Annotated in this window: 16 protein-coding genes; 12 read left to right on the top strand and 4 right to left on the bottom strand. The window is 70.9% G+C overall.

The features are described 5' to 3' along the window. Positions 1–55 precede the first annotated feature (55 nt). The 7 genes from ACYUD3_RS30290 (at position 56) to ACYUD3_RS30260 (ending at position 8,998) form a co-directional block, all read left to right on the top strand. Entirely contained in the window at positions 56–673 is a 618-nt protein-coding gene (locus ACYUD3_RS30290) for a TetR/AcrR family transcriptional regulator (protein ID WP_470976676.1), read from the top strand. 449 nt (positions 674–1,122) lie between these two features. Continuing rightward, a complete protein-coding gene (locus ACYUD3_RS30285) occupies positions 1,123–3,636 on the top strand; it encodes a molybdopterin-dependent oxidoreductase (RefSeq protein ID WP_470976674.1) in 2,514 nt (837 codons plus the stop codon). Between the two features lie 138 nt (positions 3,637–3,774). Beyond that, a complete protein-coding gene (locus tag ACYUD3_RS30280) occupies positions 3,775–5,190 on the top strand; it encodes a CitMHS family transporter (protein ID WP_470976671.1) in 1,416 nt (471 codons plus the stop codon). A gap of 28 nt (positions 5,191–5,218) precedes the next feature. Continuing rightward, on the top strand, positions 5,219–6,466 hold the full coding sequence (locus ACYUD3_RS30275) for an MFS transporter (protein WP_470976668.1): 1,248 nt from the start codon (positions 5,219–5,221) through the stop codon (positions 6,464–6,466). A gap of 94 nt (positions 6,467–6,560) precedes the next feature. After that, entirely contained in the window at positions 6,561–7,880 is a 1,320-nt protein-coding gene (locus tag ACYUD3_RS30270) for an MFS transporter (RefSeq protein WP_470976665.1), read from the top strand. An 87-nt stretch (positions 7,881–7,967) separates the two neighbouring features. Continuing rightward, positions 7,968–8,255 carry a YiaA/YiaB family inner membrane protein gene (locus ACYUD3_RS30265; RefSeq protein ID WP_470976662.1) on the top strand — a complete coding sequence of 96 codons (288 nt, stop codon included), beginning with the start codon at positions 7,968–7,970 and terminating at the stop codon, positions 8,253–8,255. 116 nt (positions 8,256–8,371) lie between these two features. Next, a complete protein-coding gene (locus ACYUD3_RS30260; protein ID WP_470976659.1) occupies positions 8,372–8,998 on the top strand; it encodes a TetR/AcrR family transcriptional regulator in 627 nt (208 codons plus the stop codon). Here the strand turns inward: ACYUD3_RS30260 and ACYUD3_RS30255 are convergent. Next, complete coding sequence (locus tag ACYUD3_RS30255; protein ID WP_470976656.1) at positions 8,989–9,450, bottom strand: MaoC family dehydratase; 462 nt, start codon at positions 9,448–9,450, stop codon at positions 8,989–8,991. The two genes, ACYUD3_RS30260 and ACYUD3_RS30255, sit on opposite strands and share 10 nt — an antisense overlap. Positions 9,451–9,570: 120 nt before the next feature. On the opposite strand from ACYUD3_RS30255, the gene soxR reads away from it, so the two are divergent. Beyond that, on the top strand, positions 9,571–10,026 hold the full coding sequence (gene soxR / locus ACYUD3_RS30250) for a redox-sensitive transcriptional activator SoxR (RefSeq protein WP_470976654.1): 456 nt from the start codon (positions 9,571–9,573) through the stop codon (positions 10,024–10,026). Between the two features lie 48 nt (positions 10,027–10,074). Here the strand turns inward: soxR and ACYUD3_RS30245 are convergent, their stop codons facing one another. Then, positions 10,075–10,974 carry a hypothetical protein gene (locus tag ACYUD3_RS30245; protein WP_470976651.1) on the bottom strand — a complete coding sequence of 300 codons (900 nt, stop codon included), beginning with the start codon at positions 10,972–10,974 and terminating at the stop codon, positions 10,075–10,077. A 252-nt stretch (positions 10,975–11,226) separates the two neighbouring features. On the opposite strand from ACYUD3_RS30245, the gene ACYUD3_RS30240 reads away from it, so the two are divergent. Continuing rightward, positions 11,227–12,030, top strand: coding sequence for a G1 family glutamic endopeptidase (locus ACYUD3_RS30240; RefSeq protein ID WP_470976648.1), 804 nt, complete (start codon positions 11,227–11,229; stop codon positions 12,028–12,030). Positions 12,031–12,143: 113 nt separating this feature from the next. On the opposite strand, the gene ACYUD3_RS30235 is transcribed toward ACYUD3_RS30240, so the two are convergent. Further along, positions 12,144–12,752, bottom strand: coding sequence for a hypothetical protein (locus ACYUD3_RS30235; protein WP_470976645.1), 609 nt, complete (start codon positions 12,750–12,752; stop codon positions 12,144–12,146). Between the two features lie 220 nt (positions 12,753–12,972). Between ACYUD3_RS30235 and ACYUD3_RS30230 the strand changes: the two genes are divergently transcribed. Beyond that, positions 12,973–15,741, top strand: coding sequence for a penicillin acylase family protein (locus tag ACYUD3_RS30230; RefSeq protein WP_470976642.1), 2,769 nt, complete (start codon positions 12,973–12,975; stop codon positions 15,739–15,741). A 35-nt stretch (positions 15,742–15,776) separates the two neighbouring features. On the opposite strand, the gene ACYUD3_RS30225 is transcribed toward ACYUD3_RS30230, so the two are convergent. Beyond that, positions 15,777–17,069: a serine-threonine protein kinase gene (locus tag ACYUD3_RS30225; RefSeq protein ID WP_470976639.1), complete on the bottom strand. Its 1,293-nt coding sequence runs from the start codon at positions 17,067–17,069 to the stop codon at positions 15,777–15,779. A 175-nt stretch (positions 17,070–17,244) separates the two neighbouring features. On the opposite strand from ACYUD3_RS30225, the gene ACYUD3_RS30220 reads away from it, so the two are divergent. Together ACYUD3_RS30220 and ACYUD3_RS30215 are read left to right on the top strand one after the other, a co-directional pair. Beyond that, a complete protein-coding gene (locus ACYUD3_RS30220) occupies positions 17,245–18,006 on the top strand; it encodes an SDR family oxidoreductase (protein WP_470976636.1) in 762 nt (253 codons plus the stop codon). Further along, positions 18,003–19,664: a class I adenylate-forming enzyme family protein gene (locus tag ACYUD3_RS30215; RefSeq protein ID WP_470976633.1), complete on the top strand. Its 1,662-nt coding sequence runs from the start codon at positions 18,003–18,005 to the stop codon at positions 19,662–19,664. Before ACYUD3_RS30220 ends, ACYUD3_RS30215 begins: the two co-directional genes overlap by 4 nt. The last annotated feature ends 13 nt before the right edge of the window (positions 19,665–19,677 follow it).

Genomic DNA, 19,677 nt, shown 5'->3' with positions numbered 1-19,677 from the left:
CCACCCTTCTCCGTATCCACGGGCGACCCTCGACGGCCCCCGGCGGAAAGGCATCATGAACTCCGTGCCCCCGGCGACATCGCTACGCCGCGCCCCGGTCCAGCGCCGCAGCGCGGAACGGCTGGCCAGGATTCTCGACGCCTGCGCGGATCTCCTCGACGAGGTCGGCTACGACGACCTGAGCACCCGCGCGGTCGCCCAGCGGGCCGGGGTGCCCATCGGCTCGGTCTACCGTTTCTTCGGCAACAAGCGCGAGATGGCCGACGCCCTCGCCCAGCGCAACCTGGAGCGCTACTCGGTCCGCGTCACCGAACGCCTCCGGAAGTCCCGCCCCGGCGACTGGCGGGCGGCGATGGACGCGGTGCTCGACGAGTACCTGGAGATGACGCGGACGGCGCCGGGCTTCTCGCTCGTCGACTTCGGCAACCAGATCCCGGTCGGCTCCCGGCACGCCGAGCCCAACACCCGCGTCGCCGACCGCCTCACCCTCCTCCTCGCGGACTACCTCGGCCGCCCGGCGGACGACGATCTGCGCCGGACGTTCCTGGTCGCCGTGGAGACCGCCGACACCTTGGTCCACCTGGCGTTCCGGGTCTCACCGGAGGGCGACGAGAAGATCATCGACGAGGCGAGACAACTGCTGCGGGCGTATTTGGCGCGGGTGCTGGACTGAGGGGGCCGGGCGGAGGGGGCGCCGGCCGGGGTCGGGCGGCTCGGCGGAGGGTGCGCGGGCGGGGGCCGGGCGGCTCGGCGGAGGGGCGGTCGCGCAGATCTGCGAAGGCCGGCAAGGTCTCGCCGCAGCTCCGCAGAACGCTCGCCGCAGCTTTCCGGAGGTTTCGGAAGGGCTTGGTGGAGGGGTGGTCGCGCAAGGGCTGCGGAGGCCGGGGAGATCTCGCCGTAGCTCTACAGAGGTCCAGGGAAGGTTCGCCGCAGTTCTCCGGAGCGTGCGCCGCAGCTCCTCGGAGGTCCAGGAAAGGCCCGCCGCAGCCCTCCGGAGGTTTCGCGCCGCATCTCCCCGTAAGGCTCGCCAGCCTGCATACCGGTCGGTACGCTCACAAGCGTACGCGCACCAGCGCGCCGCACCCCACGCGCGTCACCGTCGCCGTCGCCCGGGAGGCCCCCATGCCCCGCACCGCCCTCCGCATCTGCCCCCTGTGCGAAGCCACCTGCGGTCTCACCCTCACCGTCGAAGGCACCCGGGTCACCGGCGCGCGCGGTGATCGTGACGACGTCTTCAGCAAAGGTTTCATCTGCCCGAAAGGCGCCTCCTTCGGAGCCCTCGACGGCGACCCCGACCGGCTGCGCGCCCCCCTGATCCGCGAGAACGGCGAACTGCGCGAGGCCACTTGGGCGGAGGCCTTCGACGCGGTCGCCGCCGGGATCCGCCCGGTCGCCGAACGGCACGGCGCGAACTCGGTCGGCCTGGTCCTCGGCAACCCCACCGTCCACACCGTCGCCGGCGCCCTCTACCCGCCGGTCCTCCTCGCCGGCCTCGGCACCCGCAGCTACTTCACCGCCTCGACGGTCGACCAGATGCCCAAACATGTGGCCTGCGGACTCCTCTACGGTGACGCCAACGCGATCCCCGTACCCGACCTCGACCGCACCGACCACCTCCTCCTCATCGGCGCCAACCCCCTTGAGTCCAACGGGAGTCTGTGCACGGCACCGGACTTCCCCGGCCGGCTGAAGGCGCTCAGGAAACGCGGCGGCACCCTGACGGTCGTGGACCCGCGCCGCACCCGCACCGCGCGCCTCGCCGACCGCCATCTGCCGATCCGGCCGGGCACGGACGCGCTGCTGCTCGCGGCGATGGTGAACACACTGTTCGCCGAAGACGCCGTGGACACACGGGAGTTGGCGCCGCATCTCCAGGGGCTCGGTGAACTCCGGGACGCGCTCAGGGAGTTCACGCCCGAAGCGGTCGCCGGCGCCTGTGACATCGACGCCGGCACCATCCGTACCCTCGCCCGTGAACTCGCCGCCGCCCCAACTGCCGCCGTGTACGCCCGGATCGGCAGCTGCACGGTCGCGCACGGCACGCTCGCGAGCTGGCTCGTCGACGTACTCAACATCCTCACCGGCAACTTGGACCGGCCCGGCGGTGTGCTCTTCCCGCAGGCCGCGACCGACAAGACGCCCCGCCCGGCCGGTCCGAGCCATGGGTTCGCGCTCGGCCGCTGGCGCTCCCGGGTCGGTCAACACCCGGAGGCCAAGGGGGAGTTGCCGCTGGCCGCGCTCGCCGAGGAGATCGACACGGAGACGGCCGAGGGGGAGCCGATCAGGGCGCTCATCACGGTCGCCGCCAACCCTGTACTGTCCGCGCCCGACGGCGACCGGCTCGACAAAGCCCTGGCCGGCCTCGACTTCATGGTCAGCGTCGACCCGTACCTCAACGAGACGTCCCGCCACGCCGACGTCGTCCTCCCCCCGCCGCCGCCCGCGCAGTCCGCGCACCACGACTTCGCCCTCAACACCCTCGCCGTCCGCAACCAGGTCCGCTACACCCGCCCCGCGATCCCCCTCGAACCGGACCGCATGCCCGAGAGCGAGATCCTGGCCCGCCTCACCCTGGCGGCCACCGGCATGCACGGCACGGACCCGGCGGCGGTCGACGAGATGGTCATCGCGCAGACCCTGGGCAAGGCGGTGAAGGAACCCCACTCACCGGTCCACGGCCGCGACCCCAAAGCGCTGGCGGCCCTGCTGACCGGCGAGAACGGGGTGGAACGGCGCCTGGACATGATGCTGCGGCTGGGCCCGTACGGAGACGGATTCGCCGAGCAGACCGAGCAGAGCACGCAAGCCGAGCCGACCGGGCAAGCCGAGCCGACCGAGCCGAGCACGCAAGCCGAGCCGGCCGAACAGAGCGCGCAAGCTGAGCAGACCGAACAGAGCACGCAAGCCGAGCCGACCGAGCAGAACGCGCAAGCCGGGCAAGCCGAGCCGGCCGAACAGAGCACGCAAGCCGAGCCGACCGAGCAAGCCGAGCCGGGCGGGGACCCCAAACAGGCCGAGCAGCGCGGCCGAAGCGCCCAGCTCGCCCCCACCACCACCCCCACCCCCCTCACCCCCACCCCCCTCACCCTCGCCCACCTCCTCACCCACCCCCACGGCATAGACCTGGGCCCCCTCCGCCCCCGCCTTCCCCAACCCCTCAAGACCCGCACCGGGAAGATCGAGCTGCTCCCCGCCCCAATCGCCGCCGATCTCCCCCGACTTGCCCGCGCGATGACCCAACTCCCCAGCACCCCCCTCCTGATCGGCCGCCGCCACCTCCGCTCCAACAACAGCTGGATGCACAACCTCCCTTCCCTGACCGGCGGTTCGAACCGGTGCACGCTGCATGTGCACCCGGAGGACGCCGAGGAGCTGGGCGTGGCAGACGGGCAGTACGTCAAGGTCAGGGGCGCCGGCGGAGCGGTCACCGCACCCGTCGAGATCACCGACACCGTCCGCCGGGGCGTCGTCAGCCTCCCGCACGGCTGGGGCCACGACCGTCCGGGCACCCGGACCCGGCACGCCGCGCTCGACCCCGGCGTCAACGTCAATCAGCTCCTGGACGGCCGGCAGCTCGACCCCCTTTCGGGGAACGCCGTCCTCAACGCGGTGCCGGTCGAATTGACCGCTCTCTGATGACGCGCGGCTGACCTGGAGTTTTGCGCTTATTGCTCGCGTGTCAACATCTTGTTAACCCAGTTTGACGCCACCTAACGTCAACGCACCGCCTGCCCACGGTGGGATGTTCAAGGGCGAACGTTAGGTATCCAACTCATGCTGACCATCCTCGGCTTCACCATGATCGCGACATTTCTTGTCCTGATCATGCTGAAGAAGATGTCGCCGATCGCGGCGCTCGTACTGATCCCCGCGCTCTTCTGCGTGTTCGTCGGCAAGGGCGCCCACCTCGGCGACTACGTCATCGACGGCGTCACCAGCCTCGCCCCCACCGCGGCGATGCTGATGTTCGCGATCGTCTACTTCGGTGTGATGATCGACGTCGGCCTCTTCGACCCGGTCGTCCGCGGCATCCTGAAGTTCTGCAAGGCCGACCCGCTGCGCATCGTCGTCGGTACGGCCGTCCTCGCCGCGATCGTCTCCCTCGACGGCGACGGCTCCACGACCTTCATGATCACCGTCTCGGCGATGTACCCGCTGTACAAGCGGCTGAAGATGAGCCTCGTCGTGCTGACCGGTGTCGCCGCGATGGCCAACGGCGTGATGAACACCCTTCCCTGGGGCGGCCCGACGGCCCGCGCGGCGACGGCGCTGAAGCTCGACGCCAGCGAGATCTTCGTACCGATGATCCCGGCGCTCGCCGTCGGCCTGGTCTTCGTGATCGCCCTGTCGTACGTCCTCGGCCGCCGCGAGCGCAAACGGCTGGGCGTGCTGACGCTGGACGAGGTGCTGGTGGAGGAGAAGGCCGAGGAGTCGGAGACGGCCCTGGTCGGCGCCGGCGCCAAGGGTTCCGCCGGTTCCCAGGGCTCCGCCGGCGGCAAGGGCGCCGCCCTCCCCGAGAGCCCTGAAGGCCCCGACCCCGACGACGGCTTCCACGTCCTCGACCCCGAACGCCCCACCCTCCGCCCCAAGTTGTACTGGTTCAACGCCCTCCTCACCGCCACCCTCCTCACCGCCATGATCATGGAGTGGCTGCCGATCCCGGTGCTGTTCCTGCTCGGCGCGGCCCTCGCGCTGACCGTCAACTTCCCGCACATGCCCGACCAGAAGGCCCGCCTCGCCGCGCACGCCGAGAACGTCCTGAACGTCTCCGGCATGGTCTTCGCCGCCGCCGTCTTCACCGGCGTCCTCAAGGGCACCGGCATGGTCGACCACATGGCCCGCTGGCTCGTCGACAACATCCCCGACGGCATGGGCCCGCACATGGCCTTCGTCACCGGCCTGCTGAGCCTGCCGCTCACCTACTTCATGTCCAACGACGGCTTCTACTTCGGCGTCCTCCCCGTCCTCGCCGAGGCCGGCCAGGCGCACGGCGTCTCCACGCTGGAGATCGCCCGCGCCTCCCTCGTCGGCCAGCCCCTGCACATGTCCAGCCCGCTGGTCCCGGCCGTCTACGTCCTCGTCGGCATGGCCAAGGTCGAGTTCGGCGACCACACCCGGTTCGTCGTGAAGTGGGCCTGCCTCACCTGTCTGGTGATCCTCGCGGCGGGCATGCTCTTCGGGATCATCTAGAACAACTTACCTATCCCTGGAGGACGTTGTGAGGCCCGGCAGGAATCGCGGCTGGCTGCTCCGGCTCGTCGTCGCCTTCGCCTTCGCGCAGGGGGCGGTGTCGATGGCCCGGCCCGCCGTCTCCTACCGGGCCCTCGCGCTGGGCGCGGACGAGCGGGCGGTGGGCGTCATCGCGGGCGTCTACGCCCTGTTGCCCCTGTTCGCCGCCGTCCCCCTCGGCCGCCGCACCGACCACGGCCGCTGCGCCCCGCTGCTCCCGGCGGGCGTGATCCTGATAGCGGGCGGCTGCGCGCTGAGCGGACTCGCCGACTCCCTGTGGGCGATGGCCCTTTGGAGCGGGGTGATGGGCCTGGGCCACCTCAGCTTCGTGATCGGCGCCCAGTCCCTGGTCGCCCGCCAGTCGGCGCCCCACGAACAGGACCGCAACTTCGGCCACTTCACGATCGGCGCGTCCCTCGGCCAGTTGGCCGGCCCCATCGCGGCCGGCGCGCTGATCACCGGCCACGACCTCGCCCGCACCAGCGCCCTCGCCCTCCTGATGTCGGGCGCGGGCGCCGCCGTGTCCTTCACGTCCCTCTGGCGCATCGAGTCCAGGGAGACGACGCCGTCGACGCGCCCCCGCTCCGGTCAACGCGTCCCGGTCACCGGCATCTTGCGCACCCGCGGCGTCCCCGCGGGCATGCTCGTCAGCATGTCGGTCCTGTCCGCGACGGACATCCTGACCGCGTACCTCCCGGTGGTGGGGGAAGCCCGGGGCATCTCCCCGGCGGCGGTCGGCCTGCTGCTGAGCCTGCGCGCCGCGGCGTCCATAGCCTGCCGTCTGGTCCTCACCCCGCTGCTGCAACTCCTGGGCCGGGCCCGCCTGTTGACCCTGACCTGTCTGCTGGCCGCCCTGCTCTGCGCGGCGATCGCGCTGCCGCTGCCGGGGTGGGGACTGGCGGTGACGCTGGCGATTCTGGGGTTCTGCCTGGGAGTTGGCCAACCCCTCTCCATGACAACGGTGGTTCAGGCGGCGCCGGCCGGTGCCCGCTCGACGGCTCTGGCACTGCGGCTGACCGGCAACCGCCTGGGCCAGGTCGCGGCGCCCGCAACGGCCGGTCTGGTGGCGGGAGTTGCGGGGGTGGCGGCGCCGTTCCTGATGCTCGGGGTGCTGCTGCTCCTGTCGTCGGGGGTGGCGGTACGGGCGCCGGGGCGGCCGGTGGCGGCGGAGACGGAGGCGGACCGGAGTGAAAAGGCCGAGGGGGCCGAGGAGGGGGAGGAGGTGCGGCCGGGGTGAGACCTGATCTTCTCCGTCCATCTCATTGACCCCATACCGTCCGGTCAGTATGTTCCCGTGAACGTCCCCATCGCACCCACCGGAGTGTGCACGTATGGACACGTTCCCCACCGCTCAGCCGCTCTCCACCGACGCCCGGCGGACCTCCCACCGCCGGGTCGCCACCGCCGCCGCGCTCGCGTCGGCCGTGGAGTGGTACGACTACTTCGTCTTCGGGATCGCCGCCGCGCTCGTGCTCGGGGATCTCTACTTCCCGGCCGGCAGCTCCACCGCCGGTGTCCTCGCCGCGTTCGCGACCTTCGCCGTCGGCTTCCTCGCCCGCCCGATCGGGGGGATCGTCGCAGGTCAGCTCGGTGACAAACGCGGGCGCAAGCCGATGCTCGTGCTCGCGCTCACCCTCATGGGGCTCGCGACGACCGGGATCGGGCTGCTCCCGACCTACGCCACGATCGGTGTCGCGGCCCCGATCCTGCTGGTGCTGCTGCGGATCGTCCAGGGCGTCGCCGTCGGCGCCCAGTGGGGCGGGGCGATGTTGCTGGCGACCGAGTACGCGCCCGAGGGCAAGCGCGGGATCTACGGCAGCTTCGTCCAACTCGGCGTGCCCATCGGGGTGGTGACCGCCAACTCGGTGTTCCTGCTGGCCGGCGCGTTCACCTCCGACTCGGCGTTCAGCGCGTGGGGCTGGCGGATCCCCTTCGTCATCGGGCTGTTCGTCCTCGTGCTCGCCCGGTACATCCACACCCACGTCGAGGAGACCCCCGAATTCCGGGCCGCCGAACGGAAGTTGGCGCAGCAGGAGCAGGGCGGGCAGCAGTCGCCGCTGCGGACGATCCTCCGGCACCACCTCGGCACCGTCCTGCTCGCGGGCGGCTCCTTCGCGGTGAACACGGCGACCTTCTACATCCTCATCACCGGCGTGCTCGACTACACGACCCGGGACCTGGGCATGAAGCGCAGCGCCGTCCTCACCGTCTCCCTCTGCGTCAGCCTCACCCAGCTCCTGCTGATCCCCGCGGCGGCGGCGCTCTCCGACAAGGTGGGCCGGATCCGGATCTACGCGCTCGGCGCGGCCGGCATCGCCCTGTGGGCCGTCCCGATGTTCCTCCTCATCGACACCGGCTCCCTCCTCTGGCTGGCGATCAGCACCTTCGTGGCCGGCTGCTTCCTCAGCATCATGTACGGCCCCCAGGCGGCGCTGTTCGCCGAGCTGTTCACCCCCGAAATGCGGTACACCGGAGCCTCGTTGGGCTACCAGATAGCAGCGGTGGCCGGCGGCGGCCTGGCCCCCTTCATGATGGTCCTGCTGCTGGAGACGACGGGCACGTCCCTGTCGGTGTCGGCGTACATCATCGGCCTGTCACTGATCGCACTGGCCTCGATCAAGGTGCTGGCGAACCGGGCGAGGGCCAACTGAGGCCGATGCGAGGGGACTTGGGTCTGAGTACGTTCTGAGTATCCCGACGGATGCGGCGCGGGCCACGGCGGGCGGAAGCTGTGGCCCATGAGCGACTCACCCGTCAAGGAGCAGAGCACCGCCGCCTTCTACGGCCAGGCGGTCCTCTCTTTCGCCATCGCGATGGCGGCCACGGCCATCGGGATCTACCAGCTGAGCGCGGACGCCTGGGTGCGCGCCTTCCTCGCGATCGCCGTGCTGTACCTGGTGACGTCCTGCTTCACCCTGGCCAAGGTCATCCGCGACCGCCAGGAAGCCGGGAAGATCGTCAGCCGGGTCGATCAGGCCCGGCTGGAGAAGCTTCTCTCCGACCACGACCCCTTCGAGAAACTCTGAGCCCCGCCCGGCGCGCCCCCTCAAAAAGCCCCTCAAGAACCCCCGCACCTCGCTAAGCGCCCGCTCAGCTTCGGCGGTATGGTAGGGCGACTGTCAGCGAGAGGGGTCCAGGAGCGATGAGTACGGCGCAGGACACGATCGGCGGCGAGGCCGAGCCGTGGGAAGAGGTCACGCCGGACGCCGCCCGGCGCCTGCTCGTCGCCGCCGTCGAGGCCTTCGCCGAGCGCGGCTACCACGCGACCACCACCCGGGACATCGCCGGCCGGGCCGGCATGAGCCCCGCCGCGCTCTACATCCACTACAAGACCAAGGAAGAGCTGCTCCACCGCATCAGCCGGCTCGGCCACGACAAGGCGCTGGACATCCTGCGCACCGCCGCCGCCCGCGAAGGCACCGCGGGTGAGCGGCTCGCGGACGCGATCAGCTCGTTCGTCCGCTGGCATGCCGTGCGCCGCACCACCGCCCGCGTCGTCCAGTACGAGCTCGACGCTCTCGGCCCCGAGGCCCGCGCCGAGATCGTCGCCCTGCGCCGGCAGGTCGACGCCGAGGTCCGCGGCATCGTCGAGGACGGCGTCGCCGCGGGCGAGTTCGACGTCGGCGACGTACGCGGTACGACGCTGGCGATCCTGTCGCTCTGCATCGACGTGGCCCGCTGGTTCAACGTCGACGGGCCCCGTACCCCGGAGGAGGTCGGCGAGCTGTACGCCGACCTCGCCCTGCGGATGGTGCGCGGTCAGAGGTAGTAGCGGGAGACCGACTCCGCGACACAGACCGGCTTCTCGCCGCCCTCGCGCTCCACGGTGAAGGTGAGGGTCACCTGGACGCCGCCCTTGACGTCCTCCACCGCCGCCAGCACCGCCGTCGCCCGCAGCCGGGAGCCGACCGGGACCGGGGCGGGGAAGCGCACCTTGTTCGTCCCGTAGTTGACGCCCATCTTCGCGCCCTCGACCCCGATCAGCTGGGGGCCGAAGAGGGGGAGCAGCGACAGGGTGAGGTAGCCGTGCGCGATCGTCGTCCTGAACGGGCCCTGCGCCGCCTTCTCCGGGTCGACGTGGATCCACTGGTGGTCCCCGGTCGCCTCCGCGAAGAGGTCGATGCGCTTCTGGTCGATCTCCAGCCAGTCGGTGTGCCCCAGCTGCTCGCCCACCGCCGCCTTCAGCTCGTCGGCGGACGTGAAGATCCTCGGCTCTGCCATGTTCCCGGCCCTCTCAGTCATCGGCCCCAGTCGGCAATCTGCTAAGCGACTGCTTAGCATCTTGTCGTGCGGGCCGCTCGCAGTCAACGAAGCCGACGACTCCCGCCTACCCTTGATCGGGTGCCCCAGATTCCCGAACAGTGCCAAGAGCTCTCCGTGGGCCAGATGGCCGCCCGCAGCGGCGCCTCCGTCTCGGCCCTGCACTTCTACGAGGCCAAGGGCCTGATCACGAGCCGCCGCACCTCCGGCAACCAGCGCCGCTACACCCGGGACACGCTGCGCCGCGTCGCCTTCGTCCGCGCCGCCCAGCGCGTCGGCATACCGCTGGCCACCATCCGCGAGGCGCTGGCCGAACTCCCCGAGGAGCGCACCCCCACCCGCGAGGACTGGGCCCGCCTCTCCGCCGCCTGGCGCTCCGAACTCGACGAACGCATCCGCCAACTCGGCCGCCTGCGCGACCACTTGACCGACTGCATCGGCTGCGGCTGCCTCTCGCTGAGCACCTGCGTGCTGTCCAACCCGGACGACGTGTTCGGGGAGCAGGGGGCCGGGTCGAGGCTGCTGCGGGAGAAGTAACTCCCTTTGGGCGAGCGCCCCTTCAGCGAACCCTCTGGGTAACTCCGGTCACTCCCACACCCACCGGATCCCGAACCGGCAGCCCCCCGCCCCCAGCGCCACCGCGTGCACCGTCCCCGAGGAGTCCAGCCGCAGCCGCTGCTCCCGGCGGAACCGCGCCGCCCCCTCCGCCTCCGGCGCCAGTCCCGTCGTACGGAAGGACCAGCACGCCTGGGGGAGGGTGCCCGGGGTGAAGTTCACCTCCAGGAGGTGTTCGCGCATGGGGACGTTGATCGCGGTCTCGATACGGGGGGAGAAGGGGCGGGGGTCGACGTGGTCGAGGGTGTAGTCGACGATCACCGTCTCCCCGCGCGCGAGGGGGTGTTCGAAGAGCAGCTCGGCGACGATCAGGCCCTCCTCGGGGAGTTCGACGACGTTGCCGAGGCGGGCCGGTTCGGCGAGCCGGACGCGGGGGAGGGGGCCGGGGGTGTCGCGGCGGTAGAGGGCGATCCAGCGGTCGGCGCCGTCGGCCTCCGCGCGCAGCAGCCGGCGGCTGGTCAGCGAGCGGATGCGCCCCTCGGCGTCGACCTCCGCGCGGTTGTGGCAGCTCAGCCGGGTCAGCGCGGAGTCCCAGCGGACGTCGACGGCGTGGCTCGCGGCGCCCAGCCGCCAGGTCTGGGCGAGCGCGGAGTGGCCCTCGCCCGGCGGCAGCCACCGGCCGCGCGGGCGGGGCGGGGCGAGCCGGGCGCTGAGGGTGGCCGGCGGCAGCGACAGGACGTCCTCCAGCGCGGCGAGCGCGGTGAGCGAGCGGCGGCGTTCGGGCTGGTAGCGGCCGGACTGCCAGGAGCTGAGCGTCGCCGCGGAGACCGGGGCGCCGCGGATCCGCAGCCGTTCGTGGATGCGGTCCAGGCTCAGCCCGCTCGCGGCGATGGCGGCCCGCAGTTCCTGGTCGAACGGTCTCTCACCCATTCCCACAGTCTCCGCTCAGGCCCCTGACAAGGCGGAGTCCGCTGCCCCGATGTTTGATCAAAGTTTCCGCTTGTTTGATCGAACTCGCCCATTTCTAAAGGCTTTTCCTGCTGGCCGTTTCATCGGCATTGCGGCCCCAATACCCGCAACACTGAACGCCCCGGACCTCCTTGCCATGCCCATGAAAGCTCGCCGAAGCTGCTGGACACCGCCGCATGTCCCCCCACCTCCCCAGGAAACAACGGAGAGTTCATGCCCAGCATCAGGTCCGCAGGCTTCGCCGTCCTCGCCGCCGGCACCCTCACCGCCGCCCTCGCCACCCCGGCGCTCGCCGCCCAGGCCGCCCCCGCGTCCTCGCACCGGCTGACCCAGGCGATAGAGCGCCACGAGAACCACGCGCCGCACGGCTCGCTCAGGCACTCCGGCAAGGTCAACGCCGCCGAGTCGTCCACCAACTGGTCCGGCTACGCGGCCACCGGCTCCTCCGGCGACTTCACCTCGACCACCACCTCCTGGACCGAGCCGACCGTCACCTGCGGCTCGGCCACCACCTACTCCTCCTTCTGGATCGGCCTCGACGGCTACTCCAACTCGGCCCTGGAGCAGACCGGCACCGAGGCCGACTGCATCGGCGGCCAGGCCGTCTACGGCGCCTGGTGGGAGGTCCTCCCGGCCGCCTCCACGTCGTACGACGACGTCACCGTCGCCGGCGGCGACAAGCTCACCGCGTCCGTGACCTACACGGGCAGTACGTTCAAGATGACGCTGACGGACTCCACGCAGGGGTGGACCAAGACCACCACGCACGCGGGGTCCTCCGGGTTCGAGAACTCCTCCGCCGAGGTCGTCGCCGAGGCGCCCGAGGTCGACGGCACCGTCGCCAAGCTCTCCAACTTCGGCACCGCGAGGTTCACCGCCTCCAAGGCGAACGGCAGCAACCTGGACACCTTCTCGCCCGACTCGATCACGATGACCAACGCCAGCGGCTCGGCCGTGCGGGCGCAGCCGGGGTCCATCTCGGGCGGCGCGTTCTCCGTGGCGTGGAAGTCGGCGTAAGCAAGAAAATGACCGGAGTTGTCGTAAACGCCGCCCCCTAAAGAGGACGCCGATAGCGACATGCCGGTGATCAAAGGGGGTGCGGCATCCCCGGCGCACCCCCGTCGCCCCTCCTACGCCGGTACCGACAGCAGCACCCGCCCCCGACGCGCGTACGCCAGCGCCTCGGGGGTGAGGACCGGGCGCGGGACCAGGATCCCGCAGTCCGTGCAGACCGGGCCCGCCGACGGCTCGTGGTCGAGGTCGTACTTCCACAGCAGCCGCCCGCCGCCGCAGACCGGGCAGTTGCCGCCCGGCGCCCGCTCCAGCGCCGCGATCAGCTTGCGCAGCACGCCGGCCAGCGACTCACGGGGGTGAAGTCGCGGGTCGTCGCACCACGCCACGCCGAACCCGCCCCAGGTCAGCCGGTGCCAGTCGTCCACACTGCCGGGCCTGCGCAGCCCGTCGTGCTTCTCCTTCCTGCGCCGCTTGGCGAACTCGGTCTCATAGGCCAGCCACACCACCCGCGCCTCCTCCAGCTCCTCCAGCGCGGCCACGAGCCGCGCCGGGTCGGGAGAGCGGTCTTCCGGCCCGAAGCCGGCCCGCGAGCAGAGATGGGCCCAGGTCGCCCTGTGCCCGTAAGGGGCGAACCGCTCCAGGCACTTGCGCAGCGAATAACGCCGCAGCGCCAGATCGCAGCGCGGGTCGCGTACCTGTCTCGCCAGACTCCGGAAACCTGCCATCGCCTTGCACCTCCGTCACACCTGCACCTGTACTTCGGTCACTTCGGCGCCGCCGCGCCGACTTCACGCGGCGTCGTCGAATAGACGTATCGACTCGGGAATCGGCTCCATCGCGTTTCCCGAGTCCCCCGAATCCTGGAAAAACTTGACGCATGTTCATCTTCAATCCCGGGGATACCGGCGGTAACCTTTCGGCCACCCTCGTCGCTAGGAGCTGCCCATGCCACGGCGAACCCCCCGCTTCGCGCTCGACAGACTGAGAACTCCCGGGAGAATCCCGGGGTTCCTGAAGTCGGCCACCGTCTGCGCGCTCGTCGCGGGACTCCTCTCCCCGCTGACCCAGACCACCGCCGCCGCCGAGGCCGCCGCCTCGAACGACTACTGCGGCGGCCAGTGCTCCGACATCCTGCCGCCCGGCGAGAACGGCAACGCCACCCTCGCCCAGATCCTCCTGAACCAGGTCTTCGGCACCCAGCCCGACCACGCCGAGGACCAGCTCGGCCCCTACGCCAACCTGGCCAAGGGGTACCCGACGCTGACCAACGCCACCATCAACACGTTCTTCAACGACGCCTCGTTCGGCGTCCCGTCCGATCAAGTCGCCTCCACCGAGAAGCCCGCCAACCGCAGCGACGTCACGATCGTCCGCGACAAGAAGACGGGTGTGCCGCACATCACCGGTACCACTCGATACGGCACCGAGTTCGGCGCCGGATATGCCGCCGCTGAGGACCGGCTGTGGCTGATGGACGTCTTCCGCCACGTCGGCCGCGGCCAGCTCACCGCCTTCGCCGGCGGCGCCGCCTCCAACCAGGGCCTGGAGCAGCAGTTCTGGCGCAACGCCCCCTACAGCGAGGCCGACCTCCAGGCCCAGATCGACAACGCGGTCGCCACCAACGGCGCCCGCGGCCAGCTGGCCCTCACCGACGCGGGCGCCTACCTCGACGGCATCAACTCCTACATCGACGCCTCCGACAGCGGCCGTTACTTCCCCGGCGAGTACGTCCTCACCGGCCACAAGGACTCCGTCACCAACGCCGGCACCATCGACCACTTCAAGATCACCGACCTGGTCGCGCTGGCCTCCGTCATCGGCTCCCTCTTCGGCTCCGGCGGCGGCGGCGAGGTCAACAACGCCCTCTCACTGCTGGCCGCCCAGGAGAAGTACGGCGTCGCCCAGGGCACCAAGGTCTGGGAGTCCTTCCGCGAACGCAACGACGCCGAGGCCGTCGTCACCGTCCACAACGGCGAGAGCTTCCCCTACGCCACCAAACCGGACACCCCCCAGGGCGAGGCCCTGCCCGACGCCGGCACGACCGTCCAGGAACCTCTGGTCTACGACGCCACCGGCACCGGCGCCCCCCAGTCCACGGCGGCCACCGCGGCCGTCAGCTCCGCCAAGCGCGGTATGTCCAACGCCCTTGTGGTGAGCGGCAAATACACCGCCAGCGGCCACCCCGTCGCCGTCTTCGGCCCGCAGACCGGCTACTTCGCCCCGCAGCTGCTCATGCTCCAGGAGATCCAGGGCCCCGGCATCAGCGCGCGCGGCGCGTCCTTCGCGGGCCTGAGCATGTACGTCAACCTCGGCCGGGGCCAGGACTACGCCTGGAGCGCGACCACCTCGGGCCAGGACATCATCGACACCTACGCCGTCGAACTGTGCCAGGACGACTACCACTACCTGTACCACGGCACCTGCACGGCCATGGACAAGATCGAGCAGAAGAACGCCTGGACCCCGACCACCGCCGACGGCACCGCCGCCGGCTCCTACACGATGCGCGCGTGGAAGACGAAGTACGGACCCGTCTCCTACCGCGCCACCGTCGGCGGCAAGAAGGTCGCCTACACCACCCTGCGCTCCTCCTACATGCACGAGGCCGACTCGATCATCGGCTTCCAGATGCTCAACGACCCGTCCTACGTGACGAGTCCGCAGACCTTCCAGAGCGCGGTCCAGCACATCAACTACACGTTCAACTGGTTCTACGCCGACTCCAGCCACACCGCCTACTACAACTCCGGCGACAACCCGGTCCGCGCGGCCGGGGTCGACGCCGAGTTCCCGGTCTGGGCGCAGGCCGCGTACGAGTGGCAGAACTGGAACCCGACGACCAACACCGCTGATTACACGCCCGCTTCGCAGCACCCCCAGTCCGTCGACCAGGACTACTACATCTCCTGGAACAACAAGCAGGCCAAGGACTACTCCAGCGCCCCCTGGGGCGAGGGCTCGGTGCACCGGGGCAACCTCCTGGAGGACCGGGTGAAGAAACTGGTCGCGGCCGGCGGCGTCACCCGCGCCCAGCTCACCCAGGCCATGGCCGACGCCGCCCTCGCCGACCTGCGCGCCGAGGACGTCCTGCCCAAGCTGCTCCGCGTGATCAACAGTTCCACGGTCACCGACTCCACGGCAGCGGCGGCGGTCACCAAACTCCAGACCTGGCTGACCAACGGCGCGAAACGCACGGAGACCTCGGCGGGCGCCAAGAAGTACGCCGACCCCGACGCGATCCGCATCCTCGACGCGTGGTGGCCCCTGCTGGTCCAGGGCGAGTTCCAGCCCGGCCTCGGCAGCGACCTCTACACGGCGTTCACGAACAACATCCCGGTCGACGAGTCCCCGTCCGCCGCCCACGGCCCGACCGGCGCCCACGCCGGAAGCTCCTTCCAGTACGGCTGGTGGTCCTACGTCGACAAGGACATCAGGTCCGTCCTCGGCGACACCGTCCAGGACCCGCTGGCCCAGCAGTACTGCGGCGGCGGCGTCCTCAGCGCCTGCCGCGACATCCTCATCAGCACCCTGAAGACGGCCGCCGGCAAGACCGCCGCCCAGGTCTACCCGGCCGACACCCTCTGCTCGGCCGGCGACCAGTGGTGCGCCGACTCCATCCAGCAGCGCCCGCTGGGCGGCATCAAGCACTACAACATCAGCTGGCAGAACCGGCCCACCTTCCAGCAGGTGGTGGAGTTCACGTCACACCGGTAACTCCCTTGTGAGCGGGCCGGGTTCATGAGCCCCGGCTAACGGACCCGGCCCGCCGCCAGCACCACCCGCGCCAGCTCGGGGTGCACGATGTCACTGTGCGCCCCGGTCGGCGGCCCGCCCTGCCGTACGACGGCCGCCGCGTCGACGTTCACGCACCCCGAGACCGGCAACGGCGCCCCCAGCGCCTCCGCGAGGCTCAACGCCCTTGTGCCGGGCACGGACTGCACCCCGTCGTGCCCCATCGCCCCCCACTTCGTGCCGAGCAGCTGCCCGATCCCGAACCCCTCCCCGGTGAACGTCCGGTCGTCACCGGCGACCTTCGAGGCCAGCGGGTACAGCGTCCCGAGCGCTTCGTCGTACGACGAGTAGCAGCACACCAGCGGTCCGTCGATCCGCTTCTCCTGGCCCTGGAGCACCCCGGCGGTCCCGGCCGCGAACGGCAGGCTGGCCGCGAACGCGTAGTGGGAGAAGGCCCCTTGGAGCAGCGTCACCGACTTCACCGACCGCACGCCCGGCGGCAGCCCGCGCAGCGCGAACGACACCAGCCGGCCGCCGAAGCTGTGCCCGACGAGATGGACGCGCACTCCGGGGGCGGCGCTCGCCAACTGCCCGATGAGCGGCCCGAGTCCGTTCTGTCCGACCGTCCCGGCCCGCCGCTTCATCTCGTAGTACGTCGCCTGCCGCAGCAGCTCCTTGGCCCCGTCCCAGGGGTTGGGAAGGCTGAACTCCTCGCTCCCGCCGCCGTCTTGCAGTGCGGCGAGCGCCTGCGCGAACTGTTCGCAGATGTCGGCCGCCGACGCCGAGAACATCTCCGGCAGTTCGTCCGCGCCGGTGTCGGCGACGCACGGGCCCTGCGGGTCGACGCCCACGAGTGTCCGCACGAGCTGCCCGAACTCCGTCAACCCGGCGTCCCCGGCGGGCCGTTGGGCCAGCAGCTGGGCCAGCCGCTCGACCGTCGGCCCCTGGCCGGGGAAGGTCTGGAGCAGGGCGCGGTGGGTGTCGTCGTCCAGGGTGGGACCGCAGACGGCCACGGTCGCGGGGTAGTTGGGGATCGGCTCGTCGCAGAAGCGCATCGACGGCCAGATGACGCCCGCATACCCGAGCCTCGCCCGCGGGGCGAGCGCCGGGACGGGGGCGAAGAAGCGGTTGTAGAGAGAGGTCGCTTCGGTGCGGTCGTTGTTCCAGCCGTGCGCGAAGACGAGCAGGTCCTGGACTCCGCGTTCGCTGATGTCGGTGAGGAAGGCGGCGCGTTCGGCGGGGCTCGGATCGCCGTCCGCGTCGAAGGTCAGTTCCCAGTAAGGACTCACGCTGATTGCCGGTCCGGCCATGGCGGGCTCCGTCCCCCGGAGTGGTGTGGGCGCAGTGTCCTGCTAACGGAGGGGCTTGGCCAGACGTCACGTACGGATGGGAATCGCCGGAGGGCGACGGCTCTTCCGGAGTCACATACCGACTGGTTAGTCTGTCGATGAGCCGTACCGAGCCGTGTCGTGTCGAAGGAGACCGATGGTGGAAGCCTTGCGAGGAGCCGGGGTCGTCGTGACCGGGGGCGGGGGTGGGATCGGAGCCGCGCTGGCCCGGCGGTTCGCCGCCGAGGGCGCCCGGGTCGTCGTCAACGACCTCGACGCGGGCAAGGCGCGGGCCGTCGCCGACGAGATCGGCGGGACGGCGGTCCCCGGGGACGCCTCCGTCGTCGTAGAGCAAGCCCGCGAGGCCCTCGGCGGGCGGGTCGACGTCTACTGCGCCAACGCCGGGGTCGGGGCCGGCGGGACCGAGGCGGCCGAGGAGGACGTCTGGGCGCTGGCCTGGGACGTCAACGTCATGGCCCACGTCCGCGCCGCCCGCGCGCTGCTGCCCGGCTGGCTGGAGCGCGGCGAGGGGCGGTTCGTGTCGACGGTGTCGGCCGCCGGGCTGCTCACGATGATCGGCGCCGCCCCCTACAGCGTCACCAAGCACGGCGCGTACGCCTTCGCCGAGTGGCTGTCGCTGACCTACCGGCACCGGGGGATCAAGGTGCACGCGATCTGCCCGCAGGGCGTGCGCACCGACATGCTGGAGGAGAGCGGCAGCATCGGTGACCTGGTCCTGAAGGGGACGGCCATCGATCCTTCGGCGGTCGCCGACGCCCTCCTGGACGGCATCGCCGAGGACCGTTTCCTGATCCTGCCGCACCCCGAGGTCGCCGCGTTCTACCAGGGCCGCGCGGGCGACCCCGACCGCTGGCTCGGCACCATGAACCACATCCAGCAGAAGTGGGAGGCCCGGTGACGACCTACGCCGACAGGCCCTGGCTGAACCTCCTCGACGCCGCCCAGCGCGCCCCGATCACCCCGCTGGACTCCCTGGTCCACGCCCTGGACCGCTCGGTGGCGCTCGCCCCCGACCGCCCGTGCCTCGCCTACTTCGACGGCCGCCTCACCTACCGCGAGGTGGACGGGCTGAGCGACTCGGTGGCCGGGTACCTGGCGGCGCGCGGGGTGGCGTACGGGGACCGGGTGGCCGTCGTCCTCCAGAACTCGCCGCACTTCGTGCTGGCCGTGCTGGGGGCCTGGAAGGCGGGCGCGGTCGTCGTGCCCGTCAACCCCATGTACAAGTCGGCGGAGGTCGCGCACGTCCTGCGGGACGCCGAGGTGACGGCGCTGATCTGCACCGACCGGGCCTGGGACACGTACCTGCGCGCGACGGCCGCCGACTCCCCGGTGCGGTTCGCGGTGACGGCGTGCGAGCGGGACTTCCAGAGCCGGGACGACGAGCGGGTGCTGACCTTCGAGCGGCTGCCGCAGGCCCCTGATGCCGATGACCTCACGGAGGTTGCGCACAGGGGCTTGAGTTCACCCGAAGGGAGGACTGTCACGCCTTCTGACGTCGCCCTGATCAGCTACACGTCCGGAACGAGCGGCACCCCCAAGGGCGCGACCAACACGCACGGCAACATCATGGTCAACGCCGAGCGGCAGAGCACCGGCATGCGGATGCCCGAGGCGCCGGTCTACTACGCGCTGGCGCCCCTCTTCCACATCACCGGCATGGTCTGCCAGTTCGCCGCCTGCCTGAACAGCGCGGGCACGCTCGTCCTGACGTACCGCTTCGAGGCGGGCGTCGTCCTGGACGCGTTCGCCGAGTTCGGGCCGCACTACACCGTCGGCCCGTCCACCGCGTTCATGGCGCTGGCGGCACACCCGAAGGCGACCAGGGACCACTTCTCCTCCTTCGTGATGATCAGCTCGGGCGGCGCCCCGCTGCCGCCGGCCCTGGTCGAGCAGTTCCGCGCGGGGTTCGGCCCCTACCTCCGCAACGGCTACGGGCTGACCGAGTGCACGGCCCCCTGCGCCTCGGTCCCGCAGCAGCACGAGGCGCCCGTCGACCCCGTCTCCGGCACCCTCGCCGTGGGCCTGCCGAGCGCCGACGCCGTCGTACGCATCGTCGACGACGAGGGCGACGAGGTGCCCTTCGGGGAGCACGGGGAGATCGCCGTGCGCGGGCCGCAGGTCGTGCCGGGGTACTGGCGGCGGCCCGAGGCGACCGAAGAGACGTTCCCCGGCGGGGAGTTGAGGACCGGGGACATCGGGTTCATGGACGCCGACGGGTGGCTGTACGTCGTCGACCGCAAGAAGGACATGATCAACGCGTCCGGGTTCAAGGTGTGGCCGCGCGAGGTGGAGGACGTGCTCTACACGCACCCCGCCGTGCGCGAGGCGGCCGTGGTGGGGGTGCCGGACGGGTACCGGGGGGAGACCGTGCGGGCGTACATCAGCGTGCGGCCCGGGGCCTCGGTCAGCCCTGAGGAACTGGCGGCGTACTGCGAGGAGCGGCTCGCCGCGTACAAATACCCTCGGCAGGTGGAGATCCTGCCCGAACTCCCCAAGACGGCGAGTGGGAAGATCCTGCGTCGGGAACTGCGTTCCCGCGGAAAGTCCCCCGAGTAACCAGCAAGGCAGG

The sequence above is a fragment of the Streptomyces sp. AMJ-169 genome (assembly GCF_055597585.1).
This window is presented reverse-complemented; position numbering and strand designations above follow the sequence as displayed.